Raw genomic sequence first — 24702 nt, forward strand, 5'->3', positions numbered from 1 at the left:
GGGATCTCCTTGCAGGGGGGACCGGACAGGGGGAGTGGGGCCGGGCTAGAGGTTGCCGAGCGGGCCGGCGGCCTTCACCCGCAGCCGCAACGCGGGTTCGGGCAGATAACTCATCGGTACTTCGGTGATCTCCACGACCTCCACTCCGGCCGGATCGGCTCCGGCCTGCACGGCCCGGCGTCCGGCGACGTCGGACGCCTCGGCGATGGCCTCCCTGCGGCCCTCGCCGGCCGGGATGATGGTCTCGATGGTCCCGCTGACCATGGCGATCGCCGCGCCGACGGCGTTGGCGATGTCTCCGTGCGCGGGACGGATCACCTCGGCGACGCCGGCCAGGGCGTCGGGGATCAGGAACGATCCGCCGCCCACCGCGACCAGCGGCTGGTCGGTCTTGCCGAGGGTCATCCGGTCGACGGCGTCGGCCAGCATCCGGTCGGCGGTCTCCACCGCCGAGCCGAGCGCGCCGCGCAGCCGCTCGGGGATCGGCGAGCCGGCCGGCGCGCCCCGGCCGGCCAGCGCGCCCGCGTCGGTCATGGTGGGGGTGTCGCCGCCGAAGGTCAGCGCCTTCTCGGTGATCCGGTAGCCGACCGACTGCGGCCCGACCGACCCGTCCGGCCCGATGACGGTGCCGCCGCCGAGCGCGAGCGCGAGGATGTCGGGCATCCGGAAGTTGGTCCGCACCCCGCCGATCTCGACGCCCGCGGACGACTCCCGGGGGAAGCCGGCGTACAGCACGCCGAAGTCGGTCGACGTGCCGCCCACGTCCGCGATGATCGCGTCGGTGAGGCCGGACAGGAACGCGGCGCCCCGGATGGAGTTGGCCGGGCCCGATCCGATCGTCAGCACCGGGTACCGGACGGCGTAGTCGATGGCCATCAGCGTGCCGTCGTTCTGCGCGAAGTAGGTGGTGACGTCCAGGCCGCGCTCGGCCAGCGTGTGCTGGAGCCCGTCCCAGACGGCGCTGATGACCCGGTAGAGGGCGGCGTTGAGGATCGTGGCGTTCTCGCGCTCCAGCAGCCCGAGCGTGCCGATCTCATGGCTCATCGAGATGGGCACCGCGTCGCCGAGCTCGTCCCGGGCGATCTCCGCCGCCTCCAGCTCCTGGTCGGCGAAGGCGGGGCTGAACACGCTCGTCAGCGCGATCGCGTCGGCCTCCCCGGCGACGTCGGCGAGGACGGCGCGCAGCGCGCCGGGGTCGAGCTTGGAGATCGGCCGGCCGTCGACGTAGTGGCCGCCGGGGAGCACGGCGGTGCGCGCGGTGATCGCCGCCGACAGGTCGGCCGGCCAGGACTGCGCCGGGGGGACCGAGGTGGTCGCCGGCCCGCCGAGCCGGATCGCGGCCACCTTGCCGAGCCCGCGCCGCTCCAGGATCGCGTTGGTGGCGTGCGTGGTGCCGAGCATGACCCGGCCCACCCGCCGGACGTCGTCGCCGAGCTGGTCCAGCACCGCGGTCAGCGCCGCGTGCAGGCCCGAGCTGACGTCGGCGCTGGTCGCCTGCTTCGTCCTGGCGAGGACCTCGCCCTTGGCGCTGAGGACGACCGCGTCGGTGTTGGTGCCGCCGACGTCGACACCGATGCGCAGGTCGCGGGCGACGGTGCCGCCGGACGTACGGTCAGCCATGGTTGAGCTCCTCCACGGGCGTGTAGTCGATGTCGTAGCCGAACGCCCGCGGGCCGGCCGTGGCGAGACCGCGCTCGGTCCGCCAGATCGGGTCGCAGGGCCAGGACAGCACCGCCACTCGCTGTCCGTAGCGCAGCGACTCGGTGGAGATGGCGCCGGCGGTCTGCGCGTCCACCACGGTGATCAGGTCGGGGACGCAGGCGCGCGGCCGGCCGTCCTCCAGCGCGATCAGGTTCTCGTTCTGGATCTCCACGCGGAGCAGCCGGCCGCGGTCGTCGCCGGTGCCGTCGACGACCAGGCTGCCGCGCACGAACCCGCCGCCGGTCCGCCGCTCGACGTCGATCACTTTTCCGGTGATCAGCACGCTGGCGTCCAGCGTCGCGCACAGGGCGCCGAGCGGGTCGGCGCCGTCCTTCATCGCGTGGCCGATCGCCAGGGCCTTGCTCACCGTTCCCTCGATGACCGCGCCCCGCGCCTGCGCGCCGGTCAGCACGTAGTCGGCCATCAGCGCCGACGCCCCGCTGGCGACGCAGACCGCGCGGGAGATGCGCTCGGACCACAGCCCGTCGATCGGGCGCACCGTGGTGACGTTGCCCTGCACGTCGGCCAGGACGACGAGGTTCACCGGCCGTCCCGCCACGTACATCGAGACCATCTGGACCTCGGGGAACGCCCGTCCCATCCCGTCGGCGTCGACGAGCGGCAGACCGAGCCGCGCCGCCCAGCCGACCGGCCCGACGCCGTTGGAGCCGCCGATCTCGCAGGCCATCACCGCGGCCACCGGGCGGCCGAGGATCCGCTCGACCTCGTCCCGGATCAGCAGCGGCTCTTCGCCGCTCATCAGCATCTCGTGGGCGACGGTGGGCGCTCCGATCCCCGACAGCGGAAGGACGAGGCTGTCGTCGGGCACCTCCGACAGCGGGATCAGCGGCACCTCGCCGTACTCGTCGATCGCCCGGACCGCGGTCAGCGTGCCCGTCTCGACGTCCCCGCCGCCCCCGGTGCCCAGGATCGCGCAGCCGCGGGCGAGCGCCGGAACGTCGTCGAGCGTCACGCGACCGGTCCTCGAAGGTGTCATCTGCATGCTGGAAGAATGGTCCCACCTTCTGACCTGGCGGAAGGGTGGAGGGCACAAGGTTCCGCGAGGGTTTGTGCCGATGGCACAATGCGAGCGTGTCCTTCGTCTCGGACCTGGTCGGGACCGGTTCCCGGATCCCCCTCACCCTGCTCGCCGGCCCGGCCGACGCCGTGCCGCTCACCTCCGTGACCGCGGTCGAGGCCCTGGCGCGGCTCCAGCGGGCCCCGGAGGGGGCGCTGGTCGTCGTGACGGGACGGTCGGCCGCGCGGGCCGCCGGATACGAGCTCGACATCGCCGTCCGGACTGCCGCCGAGCGCGGCGTGCCCGCGCTGGTCCTCATCGGCTGCGGAACGCTGCCGATCACCGCGGCCCGGCTGGCCGACCGGGCCAGGCTGGCCGTGCTGTCGGCCGAGGAGGACTGCGACGTCGCCGAGGTCGTGCTCTACCTCGGCCAGGTCATCCGGGGCGACGCCGCCGACTCGCTCGCCCGTGCGCAGGCGGCGCTGCGCATCGTCCGGGAGGCCGGCGAGCCCACCGGGAGCGCCGAGGGCGACCGCGTCGCCGCGCTGCTCGAACGCGTCGGGGCGGTGCTCGGCCGGACCCTGGTGACCACCGACGGGACGGGGGGACCGGCCGGCGCCGAGCCGATCTGGGTGGCGGGCCGCCGTCAGGGCGGCGTGACGGGACCGCCCGACGACGCCGTGCGGCTGGTGCTGCCCGCCGTGGCCGCCGCGATCGGCCGGCTGCGGCAGCACGCGCTGGAGCGGGCGACCGCGCCCGGCCAGACCCGGTCCGACATCCTCACCGAGCTGATCGTCAGCGAGCGTGCCCAGGCGGGGGCGCTGGCCGACCGGGCCCGCCTGCTCGGCCTCGCCGTGGACGACCTGCACACCGTCATCTGGATGACCCCGGACCGGCCGTCGGGCCCCGACCCCGCCGAGCTCGCGGAGCGGCGGCGGCTGTTCGACACCCTCACCCTGCGCACCCACCAGGCCCAGCTGCCGTCCGGCGAGTCGTGGAACCTCGCCCGCCTCGCCGCCGACATCGTGCTGGTCGGCACCGCCCGGGCCGAGATCCGCCCGCCGCGCGCCCTGCGGCTGATCGACGCCGTGCGCGCGGCCGTGGCCGAGGAGCATCCCGGCACGGTGCTGCGCTTCGGGATCGGGACGCCGCAGCGGGGGGTGGAGGGCCTGCGCCAGTCGGCCACGGAGGCCCGCGCCGCGGCGGCCATCGCCGTCCGCTCCGGCGAACTCGTCCACGCCTTCGACGCCGCGGGCATCAACCGGGTGCTCGCCCAGATCGCCGCCTCGCCGCTCAGCCGCCGGGTGGTCGACGACCTGCTGCGCCCGCTCGACGCGCTCGGCCCCGGGCGGTCGGCCGAGGCCATCGCGACGCTGGGCGCCTACCTCGACGCGCGCGGCTCGCTGAAGGCCGCCGCGTCCCGGCTGGCGCTGCACCCCAACGCCGTCAACTACCGGATCAGGAAGATCGTCGAGAGGCTCGGCGCCGACCTGTCCGACCCCGACACCGCGTTCGCCCTGCACCTGGCCTGCCGCGTCCGCCTCCGCGACTGACCCGGGCCGCCGCCGCGCGGAAACAAAAGAACCGCCCTCGCCCCGGAAACCCGGGACGAGGACGGCCTGGTAATCAAATCAAAGCGGCTCGAAAGCCGCGATCATCACTGTTCGTCAGTCACCCCGAACGACGCCGTCGTCGTCGAGGATGATGTCGCCGTCTTCGTTCTCGCCAACCTTCTTGGCCATATCAGTAACCCCGTTCTTATTTGCAACCAACTGTGAACAAATTGACGGGTCGCAAGAACCCGCATGGATGACTGTACAGAGCCCCGTCGGATCGGCAACCCGTTTCTTGGAAGAAGTCGGGCGATGTGTGTGCAAGGGCACAAGTAGAACCGGCCGCCACCCCCGAGAGGGGATGGCGGCCGGCCACTGCATCGCCCGGATCGGTGAAAGCCGGGCGTCGTTCAGGTGGAGATCAGCGCGCGTCGGGGCTCACGAGAGCCCAGTAACGCTTGCCGGACGTGGTGCGAAAGGCGCCGCACCGGTGGGTCAGTTCGACCACCAGCCCGAGCCAGGTCCTGGTCAGGTCCCGCACGTCGGGCATGGCGGCGTTCCCGTCGCTCACCGTGATGAGGGGGTACTTGACCCACTCGTGGGGGCGCTCGTCGGTGGCCCAGCCCAGCGTCACGGTGACGGCCGGGCTGCCGGGGCGGATGACCCCGGCCTGCGGCCGCCAGAGGGGCTGGGTGTTGCGGATCAGCTCCATCGCGACCCGCCTCACGTCGCCCTGCACCTCCTCGGGGAGGTCGCTGAACATGCCCTGCACCGCGTGCCTGACCATGGCGTCCGTGGGCTCGTTGAGCTCGAACGACTGCAGGTCGATGGCGTAGGGCACCTGCTGGTCGCTCTCGAACGCGGGCCTGCGCTGCGAACGAGAGGCGCCGATGACGGTCGATCCGTGCATGGAAACACTCCTTCTTGGTTGCGTGGCGAGAGCCGGGAAGGTCACTCGCGAGGTCTACCGTCCGGATGCGGCCATGGACCGCAACTCTCGTCGGGTGAGCGGACGCAGGTGGTAGGGGGTCTCCAGCCGGCCGAAACGGCGTCGCGTCACCGAATCCGGCGGGCTGTGTCAGGTTCAGGGCAAAAGAAGAACCGGCCTCCACCCCCGTCGGGGGTGGAGGCCGGTCCGTCTCCTCGCCTCGGCTTCCGATCAGGAGCCGTGGCGACCGTTGGCGCGGACGGCGGGCGGGGGGCCCGCGATCAGATCTGGGCCCACACGACCTTGCCGTACGGTGATGCGGCCTCGCAGCCGTACTCGTGGGCGTAGTCCCGGATGGAGGTCAGGCCGCGGCGGGCCGACGACCAGTGGAAGTCGCGCAGGTCGCCCCGGTCGTAGACGGCGACGCGGACGCGGGTCGTGCCGCGCACGTCGACGGTGCCGACCTCCAGGCGGATGTTGCGCGGCAGCGGCTCGTCGCCCACGCGGGCGAGGTCCACGCCCGTCGTGTGCTGATAGGCGTTGAGCAGGAGCTCGTACGCGAACTGCTCCAGCCTCTGCGCGACGTCGTACGGGAGATTCAGCTCCGCCAGAACGTGGCGCGTCAGGAGGGCCGCGCGGTCGGGCCGAGCCTGTTCCAAAGCGAAGAAGAGCCTCCGGAACGGGGGGAACTTCTCCTGGTCGGGGATCTCGTACATGAGATGCCTTTCTGAGATGTGGTTTGCATGACCGCGGGGTTCTGAGGCCCCGCGGTAAGGGACCGTCCGCGCGCGGTGGCACCGAGCAAGCCGGCGACCCCTGTGCCCTCGGCGGTTGCGTCTTCCGGGGGTCTCCGGACGGGTCCTCAGTGTGTTCTATCGACGGAGTGCCGGGCTGGGCTGCATCGGGCTGATCGCCCGCGTCGTGCTCCTCGTGATGATGGGCATCGTGTTGATCATCTGCGTGGCCAACCGTTCCTGGCTGCAGGCGAAGGCCGTCAACGCGATCTACCAGGGCCGGCCCCAGATCCATTCCGGCAAGTACTTCAAGCCCGGTGCGACCGCGGTGGAGGACGGCGTGCGGCAGGAGGCCGTGCTGATCGACGAGAAGCCGTACGTCCGCGTGAAGTCACCGCCCGACGAATGGCGCGAGAAGCACAAGGGCGCCAAGTGCAAGGACCACGTGTGCACGGCCCCCGCGACTCACGAGTCCTTCAACGGCGGCGGCGCGATCGACATCGGGAGCGTGCTCGCCGGGCTGGTGCTGTGCTATTTCGTCTGGATCCTGATCAACGGCGATGACGACTATGACGACCGCTACTCCCCGCGCTATGACCGCCGCTACGACCGCCGCCACGACCGCCAATACCGGCGCTGACCGCCGCCGGCCGTCCCCCGGCCTCCCGAAGCCCGGACGGGCGTCCCGTCCGGGCGGTTAAAGTGCCGGAGGCTGTGCAGACGCCGGATCGGGGCGAGGGTCGATGGTCGCGTTCGTGTTGGTGCCCGCCGGGTTCGCGGTCGGCGTTCTCGCGGCGCCGTTGGCGGCGCCCTACGTGGGCGAGGTCCCGCGCCGCCGCCGGATCCTGATGGGGCTGGTCACGGCCGCCCTCTTCGGCGTGCTCGGATGGCGGGTCGGGTTCGAGCCCGTCCTGCCCGCGCTGCTGTACCTCGCGGCCGCGGGCGCCCTGCTCGGCTTCATCGACGTCGGGGTCAAGCGGCTGCCCGACCGGTTCACGCTCCCGTCCTACGGCGTCGCGGCGGTGCTGCTCGCCGCGGCGGCGCCGTTCACCGAGGACGGCGCGCGGCGGTTCGAGCACGCGCTCGCCGGCATGGCCGCGCTGTTCGCGCTGTACTTCGCGCAGGCCCTGCTCGTCCCGTCCGGGATCGGCCTCGGGGACGTCAAGCTGTCCGGCGTGCTCGGCCTCTACCTCGGCTGGTTCGGGCAGCACGCCTGGATCACCGGCCTGCTCACGACCTACCTGACGGGCGGCCTCGTCGCCCTCGGCATCATGATCGCCCGCCGCTCCCGCAAGGGCGACTTCCCCTTCGGCCCCTGCATGCTCGCCGGGACGCTCGCGGCGATCCTGCTCGCGGCCGGATGAGGGTCAGCCGCAGAGCTTGCGGCCCGCCTTGACGCCTCCGCCGATCTTGTTGATGGCGGGCGGCGCGAGGCGCACCCCGTTCGCCCCGATGACGAGCCGGACGCCGTCCCGCGGACCGGCGGGGTCGGAGGTGAGCAGCGCGTCCGGGACGTCCCGCGCGAGCGCCGACGCCTGCGCCTCCGCGGCCGGCGCGTAGACGAGGCGGCTCTCCGATTCCGCGGCGGCCTTCTCGACCTTCTTCTCCACCGTGAACCCGCGCTGCCGGAGCTGGTTCACGACCTGCTTCACCCGGGCGTCCCGGGCGCCCGCGTCGACCACGGTGACGCGCACCTTGCCGGGCGAAGGCGGCGCCGGCCGCGGCCGGGCGGGCTCGGCCGGCTCCGCGGGCAGCTCGTCGTCGTGCCGGATCGCCTCGAACAGCGGCTTCGCGAGTTCCTCGTTCCACTGGACGCGGTTGGGATCCGGCGCGTACCCCTCCACGGGGACGGTGACGAACCGCACCTGGCCCGCGCTCATCCCCTTGAGCCCGTCCGCCAGCTTCCGCATCCCCGCCAGATCCAGGTCGTCGTCGGTCGTCATCGACTTGGTGGCGGCCTTGAGGAACTTGTACGTCTTCGCCGGATCCTTGAGGACGGACCCGCTGGTGGCCTTGTCGACCACCGCCGCCATGAACTTCTGCTGCCGTTCGATGCGCTCCAGGTCGGAACCGTCGCCGAGCGAGTAGCGCGCGCGCACGTAGCCGAGCGCGTCGTCCCCCTTCACGGTCTGCTTCCCGGCCTTCAGGTAGAGCTCGGCCCTCGGGTCCCTGACGGGCTTGTCGACGCAGATCTCGACGCCGCCGAGGGCGTCCACCATCCGCTTGAACCCGGCGAAGTCCACCTGGACGAAATGGTCGATGTGGATGCCGGTGAGCGACTCCAGCGTCTTCCACGTGCACGTCGGCCCCGCGTACGCGAATGCCGCGTTCAGCATCCCGAACTGGGCCGGGACGGTGCCGCCCTTCTCCTTCTTGCACGCCGGCATCTTCACCATCGAGTCGCGCGGGAAGCTGATCCCGATCGCCTGGTCCCGGTTCGGCGACAGGTGCAGCAGGATCGTGGTGTCCGACCGCGCCCCGGCCATCCCCGGCACCGCGTACTCCGAGTTCTCGCCCTCCCGCGTGTCGGACCCGATGAGCAGGATGTTGAGCGACTTGTTGAGCTTCTTCGGCCGGTTCGCGCCGAGCTTGTCGCTGACGTGCTTCTGCTCGATCCCGCCGACGAGGTCGTGGTAGAGCCACGCCGCGCCGCCGCCGGCGGCCAGCAGCAGCGCCACCGCGCCGACCGCGACCCACCGCAGCCCCTTCCGCCGCCCGCCACCGCGCCGGGCTCCGGTGGCGGTCCCGGCGGGCGCCGCCTCGTCCGGCCCGCGTTCCTCCGCCTCCGCCCCGCCGGGCGCGACCGCCTCCTTGTCGTCGGCGTCCTTGTCGTCGGCGGTGGACTTCTCCTCGCCCGTAGCCGGCTCGTCCGTCTCGGCTTCCGCGGAAGCGTCTCGTCCCGGGGAATCCGGTTCCGTGCCGCCGGCCGCCTCTGGGGCCGCCGGTGGCCGGCGGGCGGCCTCGTCCCCCGCGAGGTCGTCGCGGCGAGGGTCTTTGTCGCTCATCGGTCCCGTTTCGGGGCGGGCCCTGGGGAGGGCACGTGGTCTGCGTGGTCCGTCAGTTTAGGGAGGCCGCCGACTGGGGGAGCCTGTACCTCCAAGTGTTAGATGCCTAGAACGCCCGTTCTGTTGACAGGCGAGCGGAAATCCGGGGTCGCGGGGCGGGCGGCCTTCCGTACGATCGGTGCCGTGGACGCGGGGTGGGTGATCGGCGGGCGGTTCACCATGCTCGACCGGATCGGGGTGGGAGGGACCAGCCGCGTGTGGCGCGCGTTCGACCATGCGGAAGGGCGGTACTGCGCGGCCAAGCTCGTCCGGCAGCAGGGCGCGACGTCGATGCTGCGGGTCGTCCGGGAACGGGCGCTGCGCATGGCGCACCCCCACGTGCTGACCCCCTACGCCTCGTGCATGGCGTACGACGACGTGCTCCTCGCCATGGACCTCGTGCGCGGGGGTTCGCTGGAGACGCTCCTCGGGGACTACGGCAGGCTTCCGCCCGAGTACGCGGCCGAGATCCTGGACCAGTTGCTGGCCGCGCTGAGCCACATCCACGGCGCCGGGGTCGTCCACCGGGACGTCAAGCCCGCCAACCTGCTGCTGGAGCCGAGCCCGGTCGGGGCGCCGCACGTGCGGCTCGCCGACTTCGGGATCGCGCTGGGGGAGGACGACCAGCGCTTCACCACCACCGGCTTCGTCGTGGGGACGCCGGGGTACCTCGCTCCCGAGGTGCTCGACTGGGACCGTCCCGGCCCCCGGCAGGACCTGTACGCCGCGGGCATGGTCGCCTGGCGGATGCTGACCGGCGCCGGGGACCCCGCGCCGCGCCAGCGCATCGGCGTGCCGCCCCCCGGTGTCCCGCCCCTGCTATGGGCGCTGGTCGCGCATCTGTGCGCGGCCGACCCGGCGCAGCGCCCCGCGCACGCCGAGGCGGCGCGCCGGGCGCTGGCGGCGTGCCGGCTGGAACTTCGCTTCCCCGTCCGCACGCTGGACGGCGAGCCCCTGCAGATCTTCGACCACCTGGGCCCGCCGCCCGCACCCGTCTGAGCGGAAGGGGCACCGGGCGGCGGAGATGACCACGCGGCGGTCCTTGCGCTCGCCGCCCGCTGTCAGCTCTTCTCGTAGACGATCTCGACTCGGCGGTTCTTGGCGCGGCCGGCGGGGTCGTCCTTGCCGCCCTGCTCGTTGGGGGCGACGGGCTTGGTCTCGCCGTAGCCCCGGGCCTCGATCCGCGGGCCCGTCCCCGTCAGGGCGCCCGCCAGCTCGGCCTTGACCGCCTCGGCGCGCTGCTCGGAGAGCGTCAGGTTGGAGGCGGGGTCGCCGATGGAGTCGGAGTGCCCCGACACCTGGACGGCTCCCCGGGCGTCGCGGAGGCGGGGCGCCAGCTCGGCTATGCGGCGGCGCGCGGCGCCGGTGAGCGTCGCCTTGCCGAAGTCGAACAGGACGTCCGCCGAGATGCGGACGGTGACCTGACGCCCGCCGGCCTCTTCCTCCTCCAGGGGGACGACCGCCTGTTCGAGGTCGATGCCGCGCACGGAGGCGTCGGTTTCGATCGAAAGGACGCTCTGGGCCAGGTTCTGGTCCGGGGCTCCGGGGTCGGCCCCGGCGACGGCCGGGACCGCGAGCACGAGGGCCAGGGCGCCCGCGAGGACGGCCGGACGGCGCACGCGGCTCACCGCTCGACCGGGACGTCGCGGAAGGTGGGCCATGTGCCGATCTGCAGGTCGACGGACTTCACGTTCTCGGGCGGGGCGGCGAAGGTGAAGTAGAACGGGGTGGGCTGGTCGTTGGCCATGTTCGTGAAGATCTCGTCGGTCTGCAGCTCCTTGCCGCCGGAGTCCTTCACCACGACGTACCGCTTGAGGTTGACCGGGTCGATCAGCGCCGTGCCGAGGCCGTGCTCGCCGTTGAGGCGGTAGGCGTTGACGCGGGTCGGTCCGCCGGGGGGCACGTGCGGGGTGAGCTGCACGGTGAGGGTGGCGAGCCTCCCCTTCGCCCTGAGGCCCATGACCGCGATGTCGAGCTTGGCGCCCTGGGCGATCGGGCTGTCGAAGGTGCCCTTCACCACCGGCTTGGCGGCGTCGTCGAAGCTCGCGCCGCCCACGGCGCCCGCGGCCTTCCTGCCGCCTGCCGGGGAGGAGGACGAGGACGAGGACGAGGGCCCGTCCGTCCCCGGCAGGGAGCAGCCGGCCAGGCCGCCGGTGAGGAGCAGGGCCGTCGCGGTGGCGGCGCCCAGGCGATGTGCCAGGCCCATCGTCTATCCTTCCGATCGTCACATATGCAAACACTGTTTTCCGTGGCACGATGGCAGCGGATCCGCACAACCATGTGCGGTCGCGAATCTAGCGTTTGCATCTGTAAATCGTCAAGGGGGGCCGGTGAGGTGAGCGTCGCCGAGGACACGATCGCCCGGAACCGCGCGCTGCAGACCGAGTGGTACGGAGAGCCGCTCGGCGACCGCGTCCGGCCGCTGCTCGGCCGCCTCGGGATGTCGCAGTCGGGGCTCGCCGGCGTGCTCGGGCTCTCGGCGCCGATGCTCTCCCAGCTCATGTCGGGCCAGCGCGCCAAGATCAGCAACCCGGCCGTCCTGCACCGCCTGATGGCGGTCGAGGACCTCGTCGCCGCGCCCGGCTTCGACGCGCTGACCGCCGCCGGGGTCCAGGCGCGGCTGGAGGAGATCAAGGCGGAGTCGGCGGCCACGACGTCGGGGATGCGCGGCGCGGTCTCCGGGCGCGTCCCCGCCGGGCCCGCGTCGTCGAGCGCCGAGGGCGCGGCGGAGCGCGCGGTCGAAGGCGGGGCGCCGGAGCGTGCGGCCGGACGCGGGGCGGCCGAGCCGGCGCGGCTCGTCCAGGCCCTGCTGCGCGAGGTGGCGTCCGCCGCCGAGATCGAGGCGGCCGCCGGGCTCATCGCCGACCGCTTCCCCGATCTCGCCGAGGTGCTGCGGGTGTACGGGGCCGGCCGCACGAGCGAGGCCGAGGCGCACTTCGCCCGGACGGTGCTGAAGCACACGCCCGGCGATCGGGCGGCCATGCCGCAGCGGTCTCGTCTCGATTCAATTTGATCATAACGACTGGTTATGGGTCCCGGAGGCCGTGAAAGGGCGCTGAACGGGCTAAAGTCTGTGGTCAGGGTCACATGCGGGTCTGCCTGTTATGTATGTCACAGCTCCTGGCGGGTGGCGTAGGGTCGCTTCGCTGGAAGCGCACACGAGGCGTCACGGCCCGCATGCGGCACGGCCTCCGGCCGCCGCGCGCGGCCCGGCCGGGGCGCCCCGCCGCCGGCCGAGGCGCGAACGGCCGCATGGTGCGCGCGGACCGTGGTACGGGGACACGACGACCCGAGCTCAGGAGAGCGATCGATGACCACTGTGGAGGCGCCGGCCAAGTCGCGCGCCCAGATCAAGGAACGCACCCTCCGCAAGGACAACTGGCGCCTGTATCCGGTCACGACCTTCGTGATCTTCACGGCATGGGTGGTGTACGCGACCGTCCGGGCCTTCTGGGGCGCGGCCTTCTACGTGCCGGAGTTCCACTACCTGACGCCGTTCTACTCCCCGTGCCTGAACGAGATCTGCAACAACGTCACGGTGGACGGCCACACGGGCGACGCGGCGGAGTTCGGCACCTTCCTGCCGGCGGCCACCCGCGGCTGGATCCCCTTCGCGGCGATCTCGCTGCCGTTCCTGCTGCTGTTCCGGCTGACGTGCTACTACTACCGCAAGGCCTACTACCGCTCGTTCTGGGCGGCTCCGTCCGCGTGCGCCGTCCGCGAGCCGCACGGCAAGTACACCGGTGAGCGCCGCTTCCCCCTGATCGGCCAGAACCTGCACCGGTACTTCTGGCTCGCCGCCTTCGCGATCTCCCTGATCAACACCTGGGACGCGGTCCGCGCCTTCCACGGCAAGGACGGCGGGTTCGGCATCGGGCTCGGCACGCTCATCCTGGTCGCGAACGTGGTCCTGCTCTGGCTGTACACGCTGTCGTGCCACTCGTGCCGGCACATCGTGGGCGGCCGGCTGAAGAACTTCTCCAAGCACCCCTTCCGCTACCGGATGTGGGGCTGGGTGTCCAAGATCAACCAGCGCCACGGGATGTACGCCCTGATCACCCTGGGCTCGCTGGTGGTGGCCGACCTGTACGTCGCGCTGGTCGCCAGCGGCACCATCTCCGACCTGCGCATCTTCAACTGAGGCCAAGGAATCATGACTGAGATCGAGAGGCACCTCTACGACGTCGTGGTGATCGGCGCGGGCGGCGCCGGGCTGCGCGCGGCGATCGAGGCGCGCCTCCAGGGCAAGAAGACCGCGATCATCTCCAAGTCGCTGTTCGGCAAGGCCCACACGGTGATGGCCGAGGGCGGGGCCGCCGCGGCGATGGGCAACGTCAACGCCAACGACAACTGGATGGTCCACTTCCGCGACACCATGCGCGGCGGCAAGTTCATGAACAGCTGGCGCATGGCGGAACTGCACGCCAAGGAGGCCCCGGAGCGCATCTGGGAGCTGGAGCTGTGGGGCGCGCTGTTCGACCGCACCAAGGACGGCAAGATCAGCCAGCGCAACTTCGGCGGGCACGAGTACCCGCGGCTGGCGCACGTCGGCGACCGGACGGGCCTGGAGCTGATCCGCACCGCCCAGCAGAAGATCGTCGCCCTCCAGCAGGAGGACCACGCCGAGCACGGCGACTACGAGGCCAGGCTGAAGGTCTGGGCCGAGACGACGGTCACGCGGCTGCTGAAGGACGCCGACGGGAAGATCTGCGGCGCTTTCGGCTACGTCCGGGAGACCGGCAAGTTCGTCGTGTTCGAGGCGCCCGCGGTGGTGCTGGCGACCGGCGGCATCGGCAAGGCGTTCAAGGTCACGTCCAACTCCTGGGAGTACACCGGGGACGGGCACGCGCTGGCCCTGCTCGCGGGCGGATCGCTGCTGAACATGGAGTTCGTCCAGTTCCACCCCACGGGGATGGTCTGGCCGCCGTCCGTCAAGGGCATCCTCGTGACGGAGTCGGTGCGCGGCGACCGCGGCGTCCTGCGCAACTCCGAGGGCAAGCGGTTCATGTTCGACTACATCCCCGAGGTCTTCAAGAACCAGTACGCCACCACCGAGGAGGAGGGCGACCGCTGGTACGACGACCCCGACAACAACAAGCGCCCGCCCGAGCTGCTGCCGCGCGACGAGGTGGCGCGCGCGATCAACTCCGAGGTCAAGGCGGGACGCGGGTCGCCGCACGGCGGGGTCTTCCTCACCGTCGTCGACCGGATGCCGGGCGGCGCCGCTGAGATCGTCAAGCGGCTGCCCTCGATGTACCACCAGTTCAAGGAGCTGGCGGACGTCGACATCACCAAGGAGCCGATGGAGGTCGGCCCGACCTGCCACTACGTGATGGGCGGGGTGGAGGTCGACCCCGACACCGGCGCCGCCAAGGTGCCCGGCCTGTTCGCGGCGGGCGAGGTCTCCGGCGGCATGCACGGCTCGAACCGGCTCGGCGGCAACTCGCTGTCCGACCTCCTGGTGTTCGGCCGCCGGGCCGGGCTCGGCGCGTCGGAGTACGTGGACGGCCTCCCGGCGCGTCCCGCCGTCCCCGACGCCGAGATCGAGGCGGCGACGGCCGAGGCGATGGCCCCGTTCGAGCGGGAGGGCGGCGAGAACCCCTACGCCGTCCACGCCGAGCTGCAGCAGACGATGAACGAGCTGGTCGGCATCATCCGCAAGGAAGAGGAGCTGAAGCAGGCGATCGAGTCGCTCGGCAAGCTCCGCGAGCGGGTCGCGGCCGTCAGCGTCGACCCCGTCGCGGTCGGCGACGGGCGCGGCTACCACCCGGGCTGGCACCTCGCGCTCGACCTGCGCAACATGCTGCTGGTGTCCGAGGCGGTCGCGAAGGCGGCGCTGGAGCGCCAGGAGAGCCGCGGCGGCCACACCCGCGACGACTACCCGGCGATGTCGCCGGAGTGGCGGAAGGTCAACCTCGTCTGCTCGCTGGCCGGCGACCCGTCCTCGCCGCACGTCGAGCTGAGGCGCCAGCCGCTGACGCCGATGCGGCAGGACCTGCTCGAACTGTTCGACAACGACGAGCTGAAGAAGTACCTGACCGCCGAGGAGCTGCCGACGCCCCTCGCCGGGAAGGGCCCGGCCGGCGACGCGGAGGCCGCGCCGGAGCCGGACGCGGACGACGCCGCGGAGAACGAGGAGGACGGCCGATGAGCTACGAGGCGAGGTTCAAGGTCTGGCGCGGCGACGACGGCGCGGGCGAGCTCACCGACTACACCGTCGAGGTGAACGAGGGCGAGGTCGTCCTCGACATCATCCACCGGCTTCAGGCCACGCAGGCGCCCGACCTCGCCGTCCGGTGGAACTGCAAGGCCGGCAAGTGCGGCTCGTGCTCCGCGGAGATCAACGGCATGCCGCGGCTGCTGTGCATGACCCGGATGTCGACCTTCGACCCGGAGGAGACGGTCACCGTCACCCCGGTGCGCACCTTCCCGGTGATCCGCGACCTGGTCACGGACGTGTCGTTCAACTACCAGAAGGCACGCGAGGTCCCCTCGTTCGACCCGGGCGACGCCAAGCCGGGCGAGCTGCGCATGCAGCAGGTGGACGTCGAGCGCTCGCAGGAGTTCCGCAAGTGCATCGAGTGCTTCCTGTGCCAGAACGTCTGCCACGTCATCCGTGACCACGAGGAGAACAAGCCCGAGTTCGCGGGCCCGCGCTTCCTCATGCGCATCGCGGAGCTGGAGATGCACCCGGCCGACCAGGCCGACCGGCGCAACATCGCGCAGGACGACCACGGGCTCGGCTTCTGCAACATCACCAAGTGCTGCACCGAGGTCTGCCCGGAGCACATCAAGATCACGGACAACGCGCTGATCCCGATGAAGGAGCGGGTCGTCGGCCGCAAGTACGACCCGCTGGTGTGGCTCGGCAGCAAGCTCGGCATCGTGCGCAAGGGCGAGGACACCCCCTCCGCCTGACCGCACGGCCTTTCGCGAACGTCCCCCGCCGCCCCGCGCGACGGGGGGCGTTCGCGTTTCCGCCGCTCCCGTCACGGGGCGCCGTTCTGGCAGGCGGCGCTCCGTGGCCCGGCGGGCGGCGCGCCCCCGGCCCGCCGCCCGCCGTTCCGCCGTTCCCCGTGAACGCCGTGGACGCCGAGACGACCTCCGGCCGTGCACGCCGCGTCCAACACTGGCGCACCCTCGAATGTTCGAGTAGGGATAAGTGCACACAACGCGTGATTCAACCGTGATTCTTTACCGGGAGGCGGGAACGCTTCACGCCCTTTAGCGTTGTGGTCATGAGCGCCCCCGAAGGTTCTTTCCTCGGCGATCTCACTCCGGCGGAACGCGAGGAACTGGCGGCCCGCGGCCGCGTCCGCGAATTCGCCCGGGGGGAGATCCTCTTCGCAGAGGGGGAGGACCCCGGCTGGGTGGCGATCCTGCTGCGGGGCCGGGTCAAGGCGTGCGCCTACCGCGAGATGGGCGGGGAGACGCTCCTGGCGGTGCGCGGTCCGGGGGCGCTGCTCGGCGAGGTCGCCGCGATCGACGGGCTGCCCCGCTCGGCGACGGTCACGGCGCTCGAACCGGTGCGGGCGCTCGCGGTGACGGCCGACGAGTTCATGGCGTTCCTCCAGGCGCACGGGCGCGTCTCCGTCCTCATCATGCGGATGCTGTGCCAGCGCTGGCGCGACGCCGACCGCAAGCGCGTCGAGTTCGGCATGTTCGACGCGACGGGCCGGGTCGCGCAGCGCCTCGTCGAGCTGGCGGAGCGGTTCGGCGTTCCCTACGACCGGACGGGCGCGGCGGGCGGCGACAGCCTCCAGATCACGCTGAACCTCTCGCAGGAGGAGCTGGCGAGCTGGGTGGGCGCGTCCCGCGAGGCGGTCAGCAAGGCGCTGCGCACGCTGCGCCGGCACGGCTGGATCGAGACGGGCCGCCGGCGGGTCATCGTGCACGACCTGAAGGCCTTACGCCGCCAGGCGCGCTGAACCGCCGCCAGGCGCGCTGAACCGCCGCCGGGCGTGCTGACCCGGTGCGCGGCAGGGGCCGCGGTGGCCCGTACGCTGTGCAGGATGCAGTTGCAGCAGCTCGCCTACTTCGTCGCGGTCGCCGAGGTACGCCACTTCACGCAGGCCGCCGAGCTGCTGCGCGTCGCGCAGCCTTCGCTGTCCAAGCAGATCCGCGCGCTGGAAGGCGAGCTGAACGTGTCGCTGTTCAGCCGCGCGCGGGGAAACATCACCCTGACTCCCGCCGGCGAGGCGCTGCTTCCCCTGGCGAAGCGCATACTGGCCGATGTCGACACCGCCCGCCTGGAGGTGCAGGAGCTGGTCGGCCTCAAGCGCGGGCGGGTCCGGCTCGGCGCGACGCCGTCCCTGTGCGCGGGCCTGCTGGCGGACGTCCTGCGCCGCTTCCACGACACGTACCCGGGGATCCAGCTCATCGTCGAGGAGGGCGGCTCCCGGGACCTCGTCCGGGAACTCACGCGCGGCTCCCTGGACATGGCCCTGGTCATCCTTCCCCTGCACGGCGACCCGCCCCTGGACACCACGCCGATCCTGCGCGAGTACCTGGTGGTGGCGTCCCCGGCGGGTCCCGAGCCGGGCGCTCCGGAGCGGCTGCCGAAGACCCCCCAGCTCCCGCGCCGCTCGTACCTGCGCATCCAGGACCTGCGGAACCGCCCGCTGGTGATGTTCCGTCCCGGCTACGACCTGCGCGAGGCGACCATCAGCGCGTGCAGGGCCGCAGGGTTCGAACCGAGGTTCGCGGTCGAGGGCGGCGAGATGGACGCCGTCCTGCGCTTCGTGGAGGTCGGCCTCGGGATCGCGGTCGTCCCCAGCATGGTGCTGGCCGGGCGCCCCGGCCTGCGCGGGACGCCGCTCGTCCTGGCCGACGACGAGGCGCGCCGCGGCCGCCACGGTCCCGGCCTGCTCCGCACCATCGCGCTCGCCCACCGCAAGGACGTCGAGCTCACCCACGCGGCCCGCGCGTTCCAGGAGACCCTCCAGGAGTTCCTCGTGGAGGCGGCCCTGGCGGGCAGCCTCCCGGCCGGCGTGGAGACCCTGGTCGACGCCTAGTCAGCCCTGCTGGAGGGCCACGTAGTCGGGCGGGACGAGGTGGGGCGGGTTGGCCGCCTGGGTGGCGTCGGGCTCGATGATGCGGAACATGTCGAAGAGGACGATCGGCACCTCGCGGCCCAGCACCTTCTGGACGAGGCCCGTGGAGTGCAGGTGGCGCGCGGCGTCGATGCAGAGGTCGTCGAAGTGGGCGCAGAGCCGTTCGTCCTGCTCGTCCTCCGCGTCGTCGCCCGGCTCGTACCAGAGGCCGAGGCGCTTCACCTCCTCCAGGTAGAGGGCGGTGCCCTCGGGGTCGGCGGGGTGGTGGCCCGCGGGTCCCGCTTCCTCCAGCAGCATGTAGGCGTAGCTCCAGCGCACCTCCAGCGGGTCCTCGGAGGAGCGTTCGAGGTTCTGCCGGACGTTGCTCTCGGTGTTGTAGCCGATCGCCATGTACGGGTCGTAGGGGTAGTCCCAGAGTTCGTGGACGGTCGAGAACTCGCCGTGCGAGATCCGGAGCGAGATGACGTAGATGTCGGGGCGGAGGGCCTCGGGGAACGCGTGCAGGGAGTCTTCGGCGGCCCGGCGCAGGTGCTGCTGGAGGGTCATCCCCTCATGATCGCGGATCGAGGGAGCGGAGCCGGGCGACGACCCCGGCGGTCTGCGGGGTCCGGAGGTCCTCGAAGATGGCGAGGGCGCGCAGCCAGCAGTCGCGGGCGGCGTCGGGGCGGGACATCTGCATGTGGGCGCGGCCGAGGTTGTAGAGCGCCTCGCCCTGGCCGGGGCGGTCGCCGAACTCGCGGAAGACGTCCAGCGCCTTCTCGTAGTGGACGATGGCGGTGTGCAGGCGGCGCAGGCCGTGGTGGGCGTAGCCGAGCCCGTGCAGGGCCCAGCCGAGGGTCCGGCCGTCGGCCTCCAGTGCGATGCCGTGGGCCTGCTCGAAGTGGTCCAGCGACGAGCCGAAGTCGGCGAGCCCGGCGTAGGCGTAGCCGAGGGCCGTCAGCGCCCGCCCGGTGTCGCGGCGGTCGCCCACCGCGGCGGCCAGCAGGACCGACCGGCGGTGGTGGACGACCGCCTCGCGGTACCGGCGCAGGCGGCGGCAGGCATAGCCGAGCCCGTGCAGGGCCCACGCCTCGCCCCGGACGTCCCCCAGCCGGGAGAAGACCTCGCACGCCGCGGTGAACAGCTCGGCGGACTCCTCGAACCGCCACCGGTTCTGGCTGGCGTAGCCGAGGCCGCCGAGCACGTAGGCGACGCCGCGGTCGTCGCCGAGGAGGCGCGCGGACGCGAGGCCCCCGCGGAGCGCCTCGCTCCAGTCGGTCCAGGGGCCGCGGAAAAGGGTGAGGGGGAGCCGCCAGGCGATGTCGTGGTGGCCCTCGGCGGCGGCGGCCTGGGCGGCGGCGACCAGGTTGGGCCGCTCGGTCTCGCACCAGCGGCGGGCCTCGGCCGCGGAGGCGAAGCGCAGGGCGCGGTCCGGCTCGTCCGGCAGCGGCGGGGCGGTGACGCGGTCGGGGGACAGCAGGCGGCGCGCGTTGCCGGCGGTGCCGAGGTACCAGCCGAGGACGCGGCGGACGGCGGCCGAGCGCTCGTGCGGCGCGAGCCCTGAGCCGGGGGCGGCGTCGGGGTCGAGGACGGGCACCCCGTACCGGCCCTCGGCGCGCTCCGCCAGGCCGAGGTCGCCGAGCAGGAGCCGCGCCTCGGCGTCGGGGACGTCGATGAGGGCGGCCGCGGCCGGGACGGAGATCTCCGCGCCGGGGTGCAGGGCGAGCAGCCGGAGGACCCGGTCGGTGTCCGCATGCGGCCAGGAGTCCGGCGGCCGCATCCAGGCCCGTTCCCGCAGCTCCTTGACCGCGACCAGGGCGGGGCGGAAGGCGGCCGCGCGGCACGCGGGGTTCTGCCGCACGACCTCCTCGAAGAACCAGCCGGAGGCGATCAGCGCGAGGACGCCGGGGGAGGCGCGCAGCGCGTCCTTCAGGGGGGCGGCGGCCAGCAGCCGGAACGCCGTGTTGATGGCGGTGCCGGCGACGCCGTGGTCGTCGTGGTGGATCTCGCCGGCGTGCACCGCGACGCGGACCCTGATGCGGGCGTCCGGCGGCGCGGCGCCGTTGTGCCGCTCCAGCAGGGCGGCCAGCCGCGCCGGGAACGGGCCGGCCAGCAGTTCCTTCGGCACGTCCGGACGGATGAGGATCATCGCCCCGTCGCCCCGGTCCTCGCAGTAGCAGGAGGCCGCGGGCACGCCGGACTCGTCGAGGGCCCGCCGTAAGGCCCGGTATAAGCCCGCCCGGACGGCGAGCTGGCCCCCGTTCGTGCGGCGGCCGTAGCCCTCGACGTCCAGGCACAGGATGGTCCGGTGCACCGCCGGGCCGGCGCCGCCTGCACAGTGCATCAGCTCGTGCATATGCACCCCCTTATGCATGTGCGGCAGCATGCTACGGCAAGATCAGCCCCTGTCGAAGCGCGTGAGCGGAGCGGCCCGGCGCCGGATCAGGCGGTCAGCAGGCCCTTCAGCAGCCGGGCGCGGGCCTCGTCGTCGCCGCCCTCCGGCGGATGCCAGGGGCAGGCGACGTCCAGGGCGGCCACCCGGCCGGTGGCCATGATCCGCCGGACGGACGCGACGACCGCGTCGGCGGAGGGCCCGCCGCCGACCGGGAACTTCAGCCCGGGCAGGTCGGCGGCGTCGATGACGTCCACGTCGACGTGCAGCAGCAGGGGGCCCGGAGGCAGCGCGACGTCGTCCACGGGGCAGACCCTGACCTGCGAGGACGCGAGGAACTCCGCCTCGGCCGGGTCGAGGTCGCGGGCGTCCACCAGGACGGCGCGGTCCTCCGGCAGCGTGCGCAGGCCCAGCCGGTCGGGGAGGAGCGCGGTGTCGGCGCCGAGGATCTGCCGGAGCGGCATCCCGCCGATGTAGCCGGACGTCGAGCTGTCCACCGTGTGGACGTCGCCGTGCGCGTCGAACCAGACCACGGAGGCGTCCACCCCCGCCTTCTGCACGCCCGCGAGGACGGCCTCGGCGGTCAGGCAGTCGCCCGACACCACGCGCGGCATCGAACCGCCGTCGATCTGGCGGGCGACCTCGGCGACGACGGGCTCGAACAGCGCCGCGACGCGCTGCCACACGTCGCCGTCGGGCAGGTCCGGCGTCACGGGGACGACGTCGAGGCCGGAAAGGGGGAAGGACGCGTCGGGGAGCCGTTCGTCCTGGTGGTAGGGGAGGAGTGTGACCGTCATGCGGACACATTAGAACGGTCCCGCCCGGTACTCCGGGCGGGACCGAGAACAGCGGCGGCCGGGATCGCTCCCTCTGCCGCGCCCGCTACCGCTTCTTCCCGCCGGCGGTCGCCTTCAGGTAGTCGTGGTTCAGCCGGCCGATGACGTCCAGCGGGATGCCCTTCGGGCAGGCGACGGTGCACTCGCCGGTGTTGGTGCAGCCGCCGAAGCCCTCCTCGTCGTGGGTGTCCAGCATGGACACGACGCGGTCCCAGCGCTCGGGCTGGCCCTGCGGCATCAGGCCGAGGTGGGTGACCTTGGCGCCGAGGAACAGGGCGGCCGAGCCGTTCGGGCAGGCCGCGACGCAGGCGCCGCAGCCGATGCACTCGGCGGCCTCGAACGCGCGGTCGGCGTCGGGCTTCGGGACGGGCGTCGAGTGCGCCTCGGGGGCGGTGCCGGTCGGCGCGGTGATGTAGCCGCCCGCCTGGATCATCCGGTCGAACGCCGACCGGTCGACCACCAGGTCCTTGACCACCGGGAACGCCTTGGCGCGCCACGGCTCGACGTCGATGACCTCGCCGTCCTTGAACTTGCGCATGTGGAGCTGGCACGTGGTGGTGGCGCGCTCCGGGCCGTGCGGGGTGCCGTTGATGACCAGCGAGCACATGCCGCAGATGCCCTCGCGGCAGTCGTGGTCGAACGCGACCGGCTCCTCGCCGGAGGCGATGAGCTTCTCGTTGAGGACGTCCAGCATCTCCAGGAACGAGGCGTCGGGGGAGACGTCGTCGAGCTTGTACTCGACCATCCCGCCCTTGTCCTGCGGGCCGCTCTGGCGCCAGACGCGCAGTGTGAGCTTCATGATTACTTGTACGACCTCTGCGTGGGCTTGACGTACTCGAAGTTGAGGGCCTCCTTGTGGAGGACGGGCTTCGCGCCCTCCCCGGCCCATTCCCAGGCGGCGACGTAGCCGAAGTTCTCGTCGTCGCGCTTGGCCTCGCCCTCCTCGTCCTGGCTCTCGGCCCGGAAGTGGCCGCCGCAGGACTCGGCGCGGTGCAGCGCGTCGATGACCATCAGCTCGGCCAGCTCGAAGAAGTCGGCGACGCGGCCCGCCTTCTCCAGCTGCTGGTTCAGCTCCTCGCCCTTGCCGGTGACCTTGACGCGCGTCCAGAACTCCTCGCGCAGCGCGGGGATGAGGTCCAGCGCCTTGCGCAGCCCCTCCTCGGTGCGCTCCATGCCGCAGTACTCCCACATGATGTGGCCGAGCTCGCGGTGGAAGGAGTCGACGGTGCGGTCGCCGTCGATCGACAGCAGCCGCTCGATCCGCGTCCGCACCCGCTCCTCCGCCTCGCTGACCGCCGTCTCGGCGACCGGGGGGAGGCTGTTGCGGGCGATGTAGTCGCCGATGGTGTTCGGCAGGACGAAGTAGCCGTCCGCGAGGCCCTGCATCAGCGCGGAGGCGCCCAGCCGGTTCGCGCCGTGGTCGGAGAAGTTCGCCTCGCCGATGACGAACAGGCCCGGGATCGTGGACTCCAGGTCGTAGTCCACCCACAGGCCGCCCATCGTGTAGTGGACGGCCGGGTAGATGCGCATCGGCGTGTCGTAGGGGTTCTCGCCGGTGATGCGCTCGTACATCTCGAAGAGGTTGCCGTACTTGGCCTCGACCTTGTCCCGGCCGAGGCGCGCGATCGCGTCGGCGAAGTCGAGGTAGACGCCGAGCCCGCCGGGGCCGACGCCGCGCCCCTCGTCGCAGACGTTCTTGGCCGCGCGGGAGGCGATGTCGCGCGGGACGAGGTTGCCGAAGGACGGGTAGATGCGCTCCAGGTAGTAGTCGCGCTCGTCCTCGGGGATGTCGTAGGGCCTGCGGGTGTCGCCGGCCTTCTTCGGCACCCACACGCGGCCGTCGTTGCGCAGCGACTCCGACATCAGCGTCAGCTTCGACTGGTGGTCGCCGCTGACCGGGATGCACGTCGGGTGGATCTGGGTGTAGCAGGGGTTGGCGAACAGGGCGCCGTGCCGGTGGGCGCGCCAGGACGCGGTGACGTTCGAGCCCATCGCGTTCGTGGACAGGAAGTACACGTTGCCGTAGCCGCCGGACGCCAGCACCACCGCGTCCGCGGTGTAGTGCTTGACCTCGCCGTTGATCAGGTTGCGGACGACGACGCCGCGCGCCCGCCCGTCCTCCATGATCAGGTCGAGCATCTCGTGCCGCGGGTACAGCTCCACGTTCCCGGCGTCCACCTGCCGCATCAGCGCCTGGTAGGCGCCGAGGAGCAGCTGCTGGCCCGTCTGCCCGCGCGCGTAGAACGTGCGGGAGACCTGCGTGCCGCCGAAGGAGCGGTTGTCGAGCAGGCCGCCGTACTCGCGGGCGAACGGGACGCCCTGCGCGACGCACTGGTCGATGATCTGCCGCGAGATGTCGGCGAGCCGGTACACGTTGGACTCGCGGGACCGGAAGTCGCCGCCCTTGACCGTCTCGTAGAACAGCCGGTACACGCTGTCGCCGTCGTTGCGGTAGTTCTTGGCGGCGTTGATGCCGCCCTGCGCTGCGATCGAGTGGGCGCGGCGCGGGGAGTCCTGGAAGCAGAACTGCTGGACGTGGTAGCCGGCCTCGCCGAGGGTGGCGCCGGCCGAGCCGCCGGCCAGCCCCGTCCCGATGATGATGATCTTCTTCTTGCGCTTGTTGGCCGGGTTGACCTGCTTGGCCTCGAACTTGCGGGTCGTCCAGCGCTCCTCGATGGCGCCCGCCGGGGCCTTGGCGTCGGCGATCGGCTCGCCGGGCGTGTAGAAGGCGGTGGTCATGTCGTCAGCTGCCATGGATCAGCTCACCCATCCGAACGTGATGGAGACGGGGACGGCGACGAAGCCGAGCGTGACGAGCGCGGCAGTGGTCGCGGCGAGGCCCCTCAGGGCGTTGTGGCTGCGCGGCGTGCGCAATCCCAGCGTCTGGAACGCGCTCCAGATGCCGTGGTTGAGGTGGAGCCCCACGAGCAGGACCGCGACGACGTACCAGACCGTGATGTACCAGCGGGACGGGTCGAAGTCGGCGACCATCCGCTCGTAGGGAGTGGCGTCGGCGCCCTTGGGGTTCAGGGCGAAGAACGTGAGGTCCAGCAGGTGCCAGATGATGTAGACGGCGATGATGATCCCGCCGTACCGCATCGTCCGGACGGCGTAGCCCTGCGCGTGCGACTTCTTCTTCGACTGGTACTTCACGGGGCGCGCGTGCGCCGCGCGCTTGGCGAGCGACACCGCCGACCACATGTGCAGCACGACCGAGACGCCGAGCACCAGCTCGAGGGCCGTCAGCACCGTCCGCCGCGGCACCGCGGGCTCGCCCATCGTGCGCAGCCACTCGGCGTAGTGGTTGAAGTCCTCCGCGCCGAGGAAGATCTTCAGATTCCCGATCATGTGCAGGACCAGGAACAGCACGAGGATGCCGCCGGTGACGGCCATCACGGCCTTCTTGCCGACGGTCGATCGGTAGATCGCAGGTATCGCTATAGCCACGACCTGCACGTTATGTC

Annotated in this window: 23 protein-coding genes; 10 read left to right on the forward strand and 13 right to left on the reverse strand. The window is 72.1% G+C overall.

Annotated elements, in window-relative coordinates:
• Window positions 1–45: 45 nt before the first annotated feature.
• Window positions 46–1620, reverse strand: a complete 1575-nt coding sequence (locus ABD944_RS16285; protein ID WP_345177137.1) for a hydantoinase/oxoprolinase N-terminal domain-containing protein — start codon at window positions 1618–1620, stop codon at window positions 46–48.
• Window positions 1613–2674, reverse strand: a complete 1062-nt coding sequence (locus ABD944_RS16290) for an S-methyl thiohydantoin desulfurase family protein (protein ID WP_345177140.1) — start codon at window positions 2672–2674, stop codon at window positions 1613–1615. Before ABD944_RS16290 ends, ABD944_RS16285 begins: the two co-directional genes overlap by 8 nt.
• 119 nt (window positions 2675–2793) lie before the next feature.
• Between ABD944_RS16290 and ABD944_RS16295 the strand changes: the two genes are divergently transcribed.
• The gene (locus tag ABD944_RS16295) at window positions 2794–4272 is read left to right on the forward strand and encodes a PucR family transcriptional regulator (protein WP_345177142.1); all 1479 of its coding nucleotides are present in this window, start codon (window positions 2794–2796) and stop codon (window positions 4270–4272) included.
• A 421-nt stretch (window positions 4273–4693) separates the two neighbouring features.
• Here ABD944_RS16295 and ABD944_RS16300 read toward each other — a convergent pair whose 3' ends face one another.
• On the reverse strand, window positions 4694–5182 hold the full coding sequence (locus ABD944_RS16300; RefSeq protein WP_345177145.1) for a hypothetical protein: 489 nt from the start codon (window positions 5180–5182) through the stop codon (window positions 4694–4696).
• Between the two features lie 299 nt (window positions 5183–5481).
• Window positions 5482–5916: a hypothetical protein gene (locus ABD944_RS16305; RefSeq protein ID WP_345177147.1), complete on the reverse strand. Its 435-nt coding sequence runs from the start codon at window positions 5914–5916 to the stop codon at window positions 5482–5484.
• Window positions 5917–6067: 151 nt separating this feature from the next.
• Between ABD944_RS16305 and ABD944_RS16310 the strand changes: the two genes are divergently transcribed.
• On the forward strand, window positions 6068–6574 hold the full coding sequence (locus ABD944_RS16310) for a hypothetical protein (protein WP_345177150.1): 507 nt from the start codon (window positions 6068–6070) through the stop codon (window positions 6572–6574).
• Between the two features lie 103 nt (window positions 6575–6677).
• Complete coding sequence (locus ABD944_RS16315; protein ID WP_345177152.1) at window positions 6678–7298, forward strand: prepilin peptidase; 621 nt, start codon at window positions 6678–6680, stop codon at window positions 7296–7298.
• Between the two features lie 3 nt (window positions 7299–7301).
• On the opposite strand, the gene ABD944_RS16320 is transcribed toward ABD944_RS16315, so the two are convergent.
• Window positions 7302–8939, reverse strand: coding sequence for an LCP family protein (locus tag ABD944_RS16320; protein WP_345177155.1), 1638 nt, complete (start codon window positions 8937–8939; stop codon window positions 7302–7304).
• A 183-nt stretch (window positions 8940–9122) separates the two neighbouring features.
• On the opposite strand from ABD944_RS16320, the gene ABD944_RS16325 reads away from it, so the two are divergent.
• Entirely contained in the window at window positions 9123–9977 is an 855-nt protein-coding gene (locus ABD944_RS16325; protein WP_345177158.1) for a serine/threonine-protein kinase, read from the forward strand.
• Between the two features lie 62 nt (window positions 9978–10039).
• On the opposite strand, the gene ABD944_RS16330 is transcribed toward ABD944_RS16325, so the two are convergent.
• Both ABD944_RS16330 and ABD944_RS16335 read right to left on the reverse strand, forming a co-directional pair.
• Window positions 10040–10606: an OmpA family protein gene (locus ABD944_RS16330; RefSeq protein WP_345177160.1), complete on the reverse strand. Its 567-nt coding sequence runs from the start codon at window positions 10604–10606 to the stop codon at window positions 10040–10042.
• Window positions 10603–11184, reverse strand: a complete 582-nt coding sequence (locus tag ABD944_RS16335) for a hypothetical protein (RefSeq protein WP_345177163.1) — start codon at window positions 11182–11184, stop codon at window positions 10603–10605. The genes ABD944_RS16330 and ABD944_RS16335 overlap by 4 nt, the downstream gene beginning before the upstream one ends.
• A gap of 129 nt (window positions 11185–11313) precedes the next feature.
• Between ABD944_RS16335 and ABD944_RS16340 the strand changes: the two genes are divergently transcribed.
• The 6 genes from ABD944_RS16340 to ABD944_RS16365 all read left to right on the forward strand — a co-directional run bounded on the left by ABD944_RS16340 (window position 11314) and on the right by ABD944_RS16365 (window position 17992).
• Window positions 11314–11991: a helix-turn-helix domain-containing protein gene (locus ABD944_RS16340; RefSeq protein ID WP_345177164.1), complete on the forward strand. Its 678-nt coding sequence runs from the start codon at window positions 11314–11316 to the stop codon at window positions 11989–11991.
• Window positions 11992–12288: 297 nt separating this feature from the next.
• Complete coding sequence (locus ABD944_RS16345; RefSeq protein WP_345177166.1) at window positions 12289–13119, forward strand: hypothetical protein; 831 nt, start codon at window positions 12289–12291, stop codon at window positions 13117–13119.
• Window positions 13120–13131: 12 nt separating this feature from the next.
• Window positions 13132–15129: a fumarate reductase/succinate dehydrogenase flavoprotein subunit gene (locus ABD944_RS16350; protein WP_345177169.1), complete on the forward strand. Its 1998-nt coding sequence runs from the start codon at window positions 13132–13134 to the stop codon at window positions 15127–15129.
• Window positions 15126–15896: a succinate dehydrogenase/fumarate reductase iron-sulfur subunit gene (locus ABD944_RS16355; protein ID WP_345177172.1), complete on the forward strand. Its 771-nt coding sequence runs from the start codon at window positions 15126–15128 to the stop codon at window positions 15894–15896. Before ABD944_RS16350 ends, ABD944_RS16355 begins: the two co-directional genes overlap by 4 nt.
• Window positions 15897–16216: 320 nt before the next feature.
• Window positions 16217–16906, forward strand: a complete 690-nt coding sequence (locus ABD944_RS16360; RefSeq protein WP_345177174.1) for a Crp/Fnr family transcriptional regulator — start codon at window positions 16217–16219, stop codon at window positions 16904–16906.
• Window positions 16907–16990: 84 nt separating this feature from the next.
• Window positions 16991–17992 (forward strand): LysR family transcriptional regulator, encoded by a 1002-nt coding sequence (locus ABD944_RS16365; protein ID WP_345177177.1) that lies wholly within the window; start codon window positions 16991–16993, stop codon window positions 17990–17992.
• Here the strand turns inward: ABD944_RS16365 and ABD944_RS16370 are convergent, their stop codons facing one another.
• The 6 genes from ABD944_RS16370 to ABD944_RS16395 all read right to left on the reverse strand — a co-directional run bounded on the left by ABD944_RS16370 (window position 17993) and on the right by ABD944_RS16395 (window position 24685).
• On the reverse strand, window positions 17993–18577 hold the full coding sequence (locus tag ABD944_RS16370) for a hypothetical protein (protein ID WP_345177178.1): 585 nt from the start codon (window positions 18575–18577) through the stop codon (window positions 17993–17995).
• Window positions 18578–18581: 4 nt separating this feature from the next.
• Window positions 18582–20366: a tetratricopeptide repeat protein gene (locus ABD944_RS16375; protein WP_345177180.1), complete on the reverse strand. Its 1785-nt coding sequence runs from the start codon at window positions 20364–20366 to the stop codon at window positions 18582–18584.
• Window positions 20367–20452: 86 nt separating this feature from the next.
• The gene (locus ABD944_RS16380) at window positions 20453–21199 is read right to left on the reverse strand and encodes an arginase family protein (RefSeq protein WP_345177183.1); all 747 of its coding nucleotides are present in this window, start codon (window positions 21197–21199) and stop codon (window positions 20453–20455) included.
• 85 nt (window positions 21200–21284) lie between these two features.
• Window positions 21285–22037: a succinate dehydrogenase/fumarate reductase iron-sulfur subunit gene (locus ABD944_RS16385; protein ID WP_185032610.1), complete on the reverse strand. Its 753-nt coding sequence runs from the start codon at window positions 22035–22037 to the stop codon at window positions 21285–21287.
• A gap of 2 nt (window positions 22038–22039) precedes the next feature.
• Window positions 22040–23977, reverse strand: coding sequence for a fumarate reductase/succinate dehydrogenase flavoprotein subunit (locus ABD944_RS16390; protein ID WP_378188594.1), 1938 nt, complete (start codon window positions 23975–23977; stop codon window positions 22040–22042).
• 18 nt (window positions 23978–23995) lie between these two features.
• Complete coding sequence (locus ABD944_RS16395; RefSeq protein WP_345177189.1) at window positions 23996–24685, reverse strand: succinate dehydrogenase cytochrome b subunit; 690 nt, start codon at window positions 24683–24685, stop codon at window positions 23996–23998.
• Window positions 24686–24702: the final 17 nt, after the last annotated feature.

Origin of the sequence: Actinomadura verrucosospora (assembly GCF_039540335.1) — a bacterium.
Taxonomy (GTDB): domain Bacteria; phylum Actinomycetota; class Actinomycetes; order Streptosporangiales; family Streptosporangiaceae; genus Spirillospora; species Spirillospora verrucosospora.

Bases quoted from the DNA above. Each gene is read 5' to 3' on its own strand.
- ABD944_RS16365 (WP_345177177.1), top strand. From the start codon at position 16,991: ATGCAGTTGCAGCAGCTCGCCTACTTCGTCGCGGTCGCCGAGGTACGC.
- ABD944_RS16345 (WP_345177166.1), top strand. From the start codon at position 12,289: ATGACCACTGTGGAGGCGCCGGCCAAGTCGCGCGCCCAGATCAAGGAA.
- ABD944_RS16315 (WP_345177152.1), top strand. From the start codon at position 6,678: ATGGTCGCGTTCGTGTTGGTGCCCGCCGGGTTCGCGGTCGGCGTTCTC.
- ABD944_RS16385 (WP_185032610.1), bottom strand. From the start codon at position 22,037: ATGAAGCTCACACTGCGCGTCTGGCGCCAGAGCGGCCCGCAGGACAAG.
- ABD944_RS16355 (WP_345177172.1), top strand. From the start codon at position 15,126: ATGAGCTACGAGGCGAGGTTCAAGGTCTGGCGCGGCGACGACGGCGCG.
- ABD944_RS16390 (WP_378188594.1), bottom strand. From the start codon at position 23,977: ATGACCACCGCCTTCTACACGCCCGGCGAGCCGATCGCCGACGCCAAG.
- ABD944_RS16285 (WP_345177137.1), bottom strand. From the start codon at position 1,620: ATGGCTGACCGTACGTCCGGCGGCACCGTCGCCCGCGACCTGCGCATC.
- ABD944_RS16360 (WP_345177174.1), top strand. From the start codon at position 16,217: ATGAGCGCCCCCGAAGGTTCTTTCCTCGGCGATCTCACTCCGGCGGAA.
- ABD944_RS16350 (WP_345177169.1), top strand. From the start codon at position 13,132: ATGACTGAGATCGAGAGGCACCTCTACGACGTCGTGGTGATCGGCGCG.
- ABD944_RS16370 (WP_345177178.1), bottom strand. From the start codon at position 18,577: ATGACCCTCCAGCAGCACCTGCGCCGGGCCGCCGAAGACTCCCTGCAC.
- ABD944_RS16320 (WP_345177155.1), bottom strand. From the start codon at position 8,939: ATGAGCGACAAAGACCCTCGCCGCGACGACCTCGCGGGGGACGAGGCC.
- ABD944_RS16375 (WP_345177180.1), bottom strand. From the start codon at position 20,366: ATGCACGAGCTGATGCACTGTGCAGGCGGCGCCGGCCCGGCGGTGCAC.
- ABD944_RS16380 (WP_345177183.1), bottom strand. From the start codon at position 21,199: ATGACGGTCACACTCCTCCCCTACCACCAGGACGAACGGCTCCCCGAC.
- ABD944_RS16305 (WP_345177147.1), bottom strand. From the start codon at position 5,916: ATGTACGAGATCCCCGACCAGGAGAAGTTCCCCCCGTTCCGGAGGCTC.
- ABD944_RS16300 (WP_345177145.1), bottom strand. From the start codon at position 5,182: ATGCACGGATCGACCGTCATCGGCGCCTCTCGTTCGCAGCGCAGGCCC.
- ABD944_RS16335 (WP_345177163.1), bottom strand. From the start codon at position 11,184: ATGGGCCTGGCACATCGCCTGGGCGCCGCCACCGCGACGGCCCTGCTC.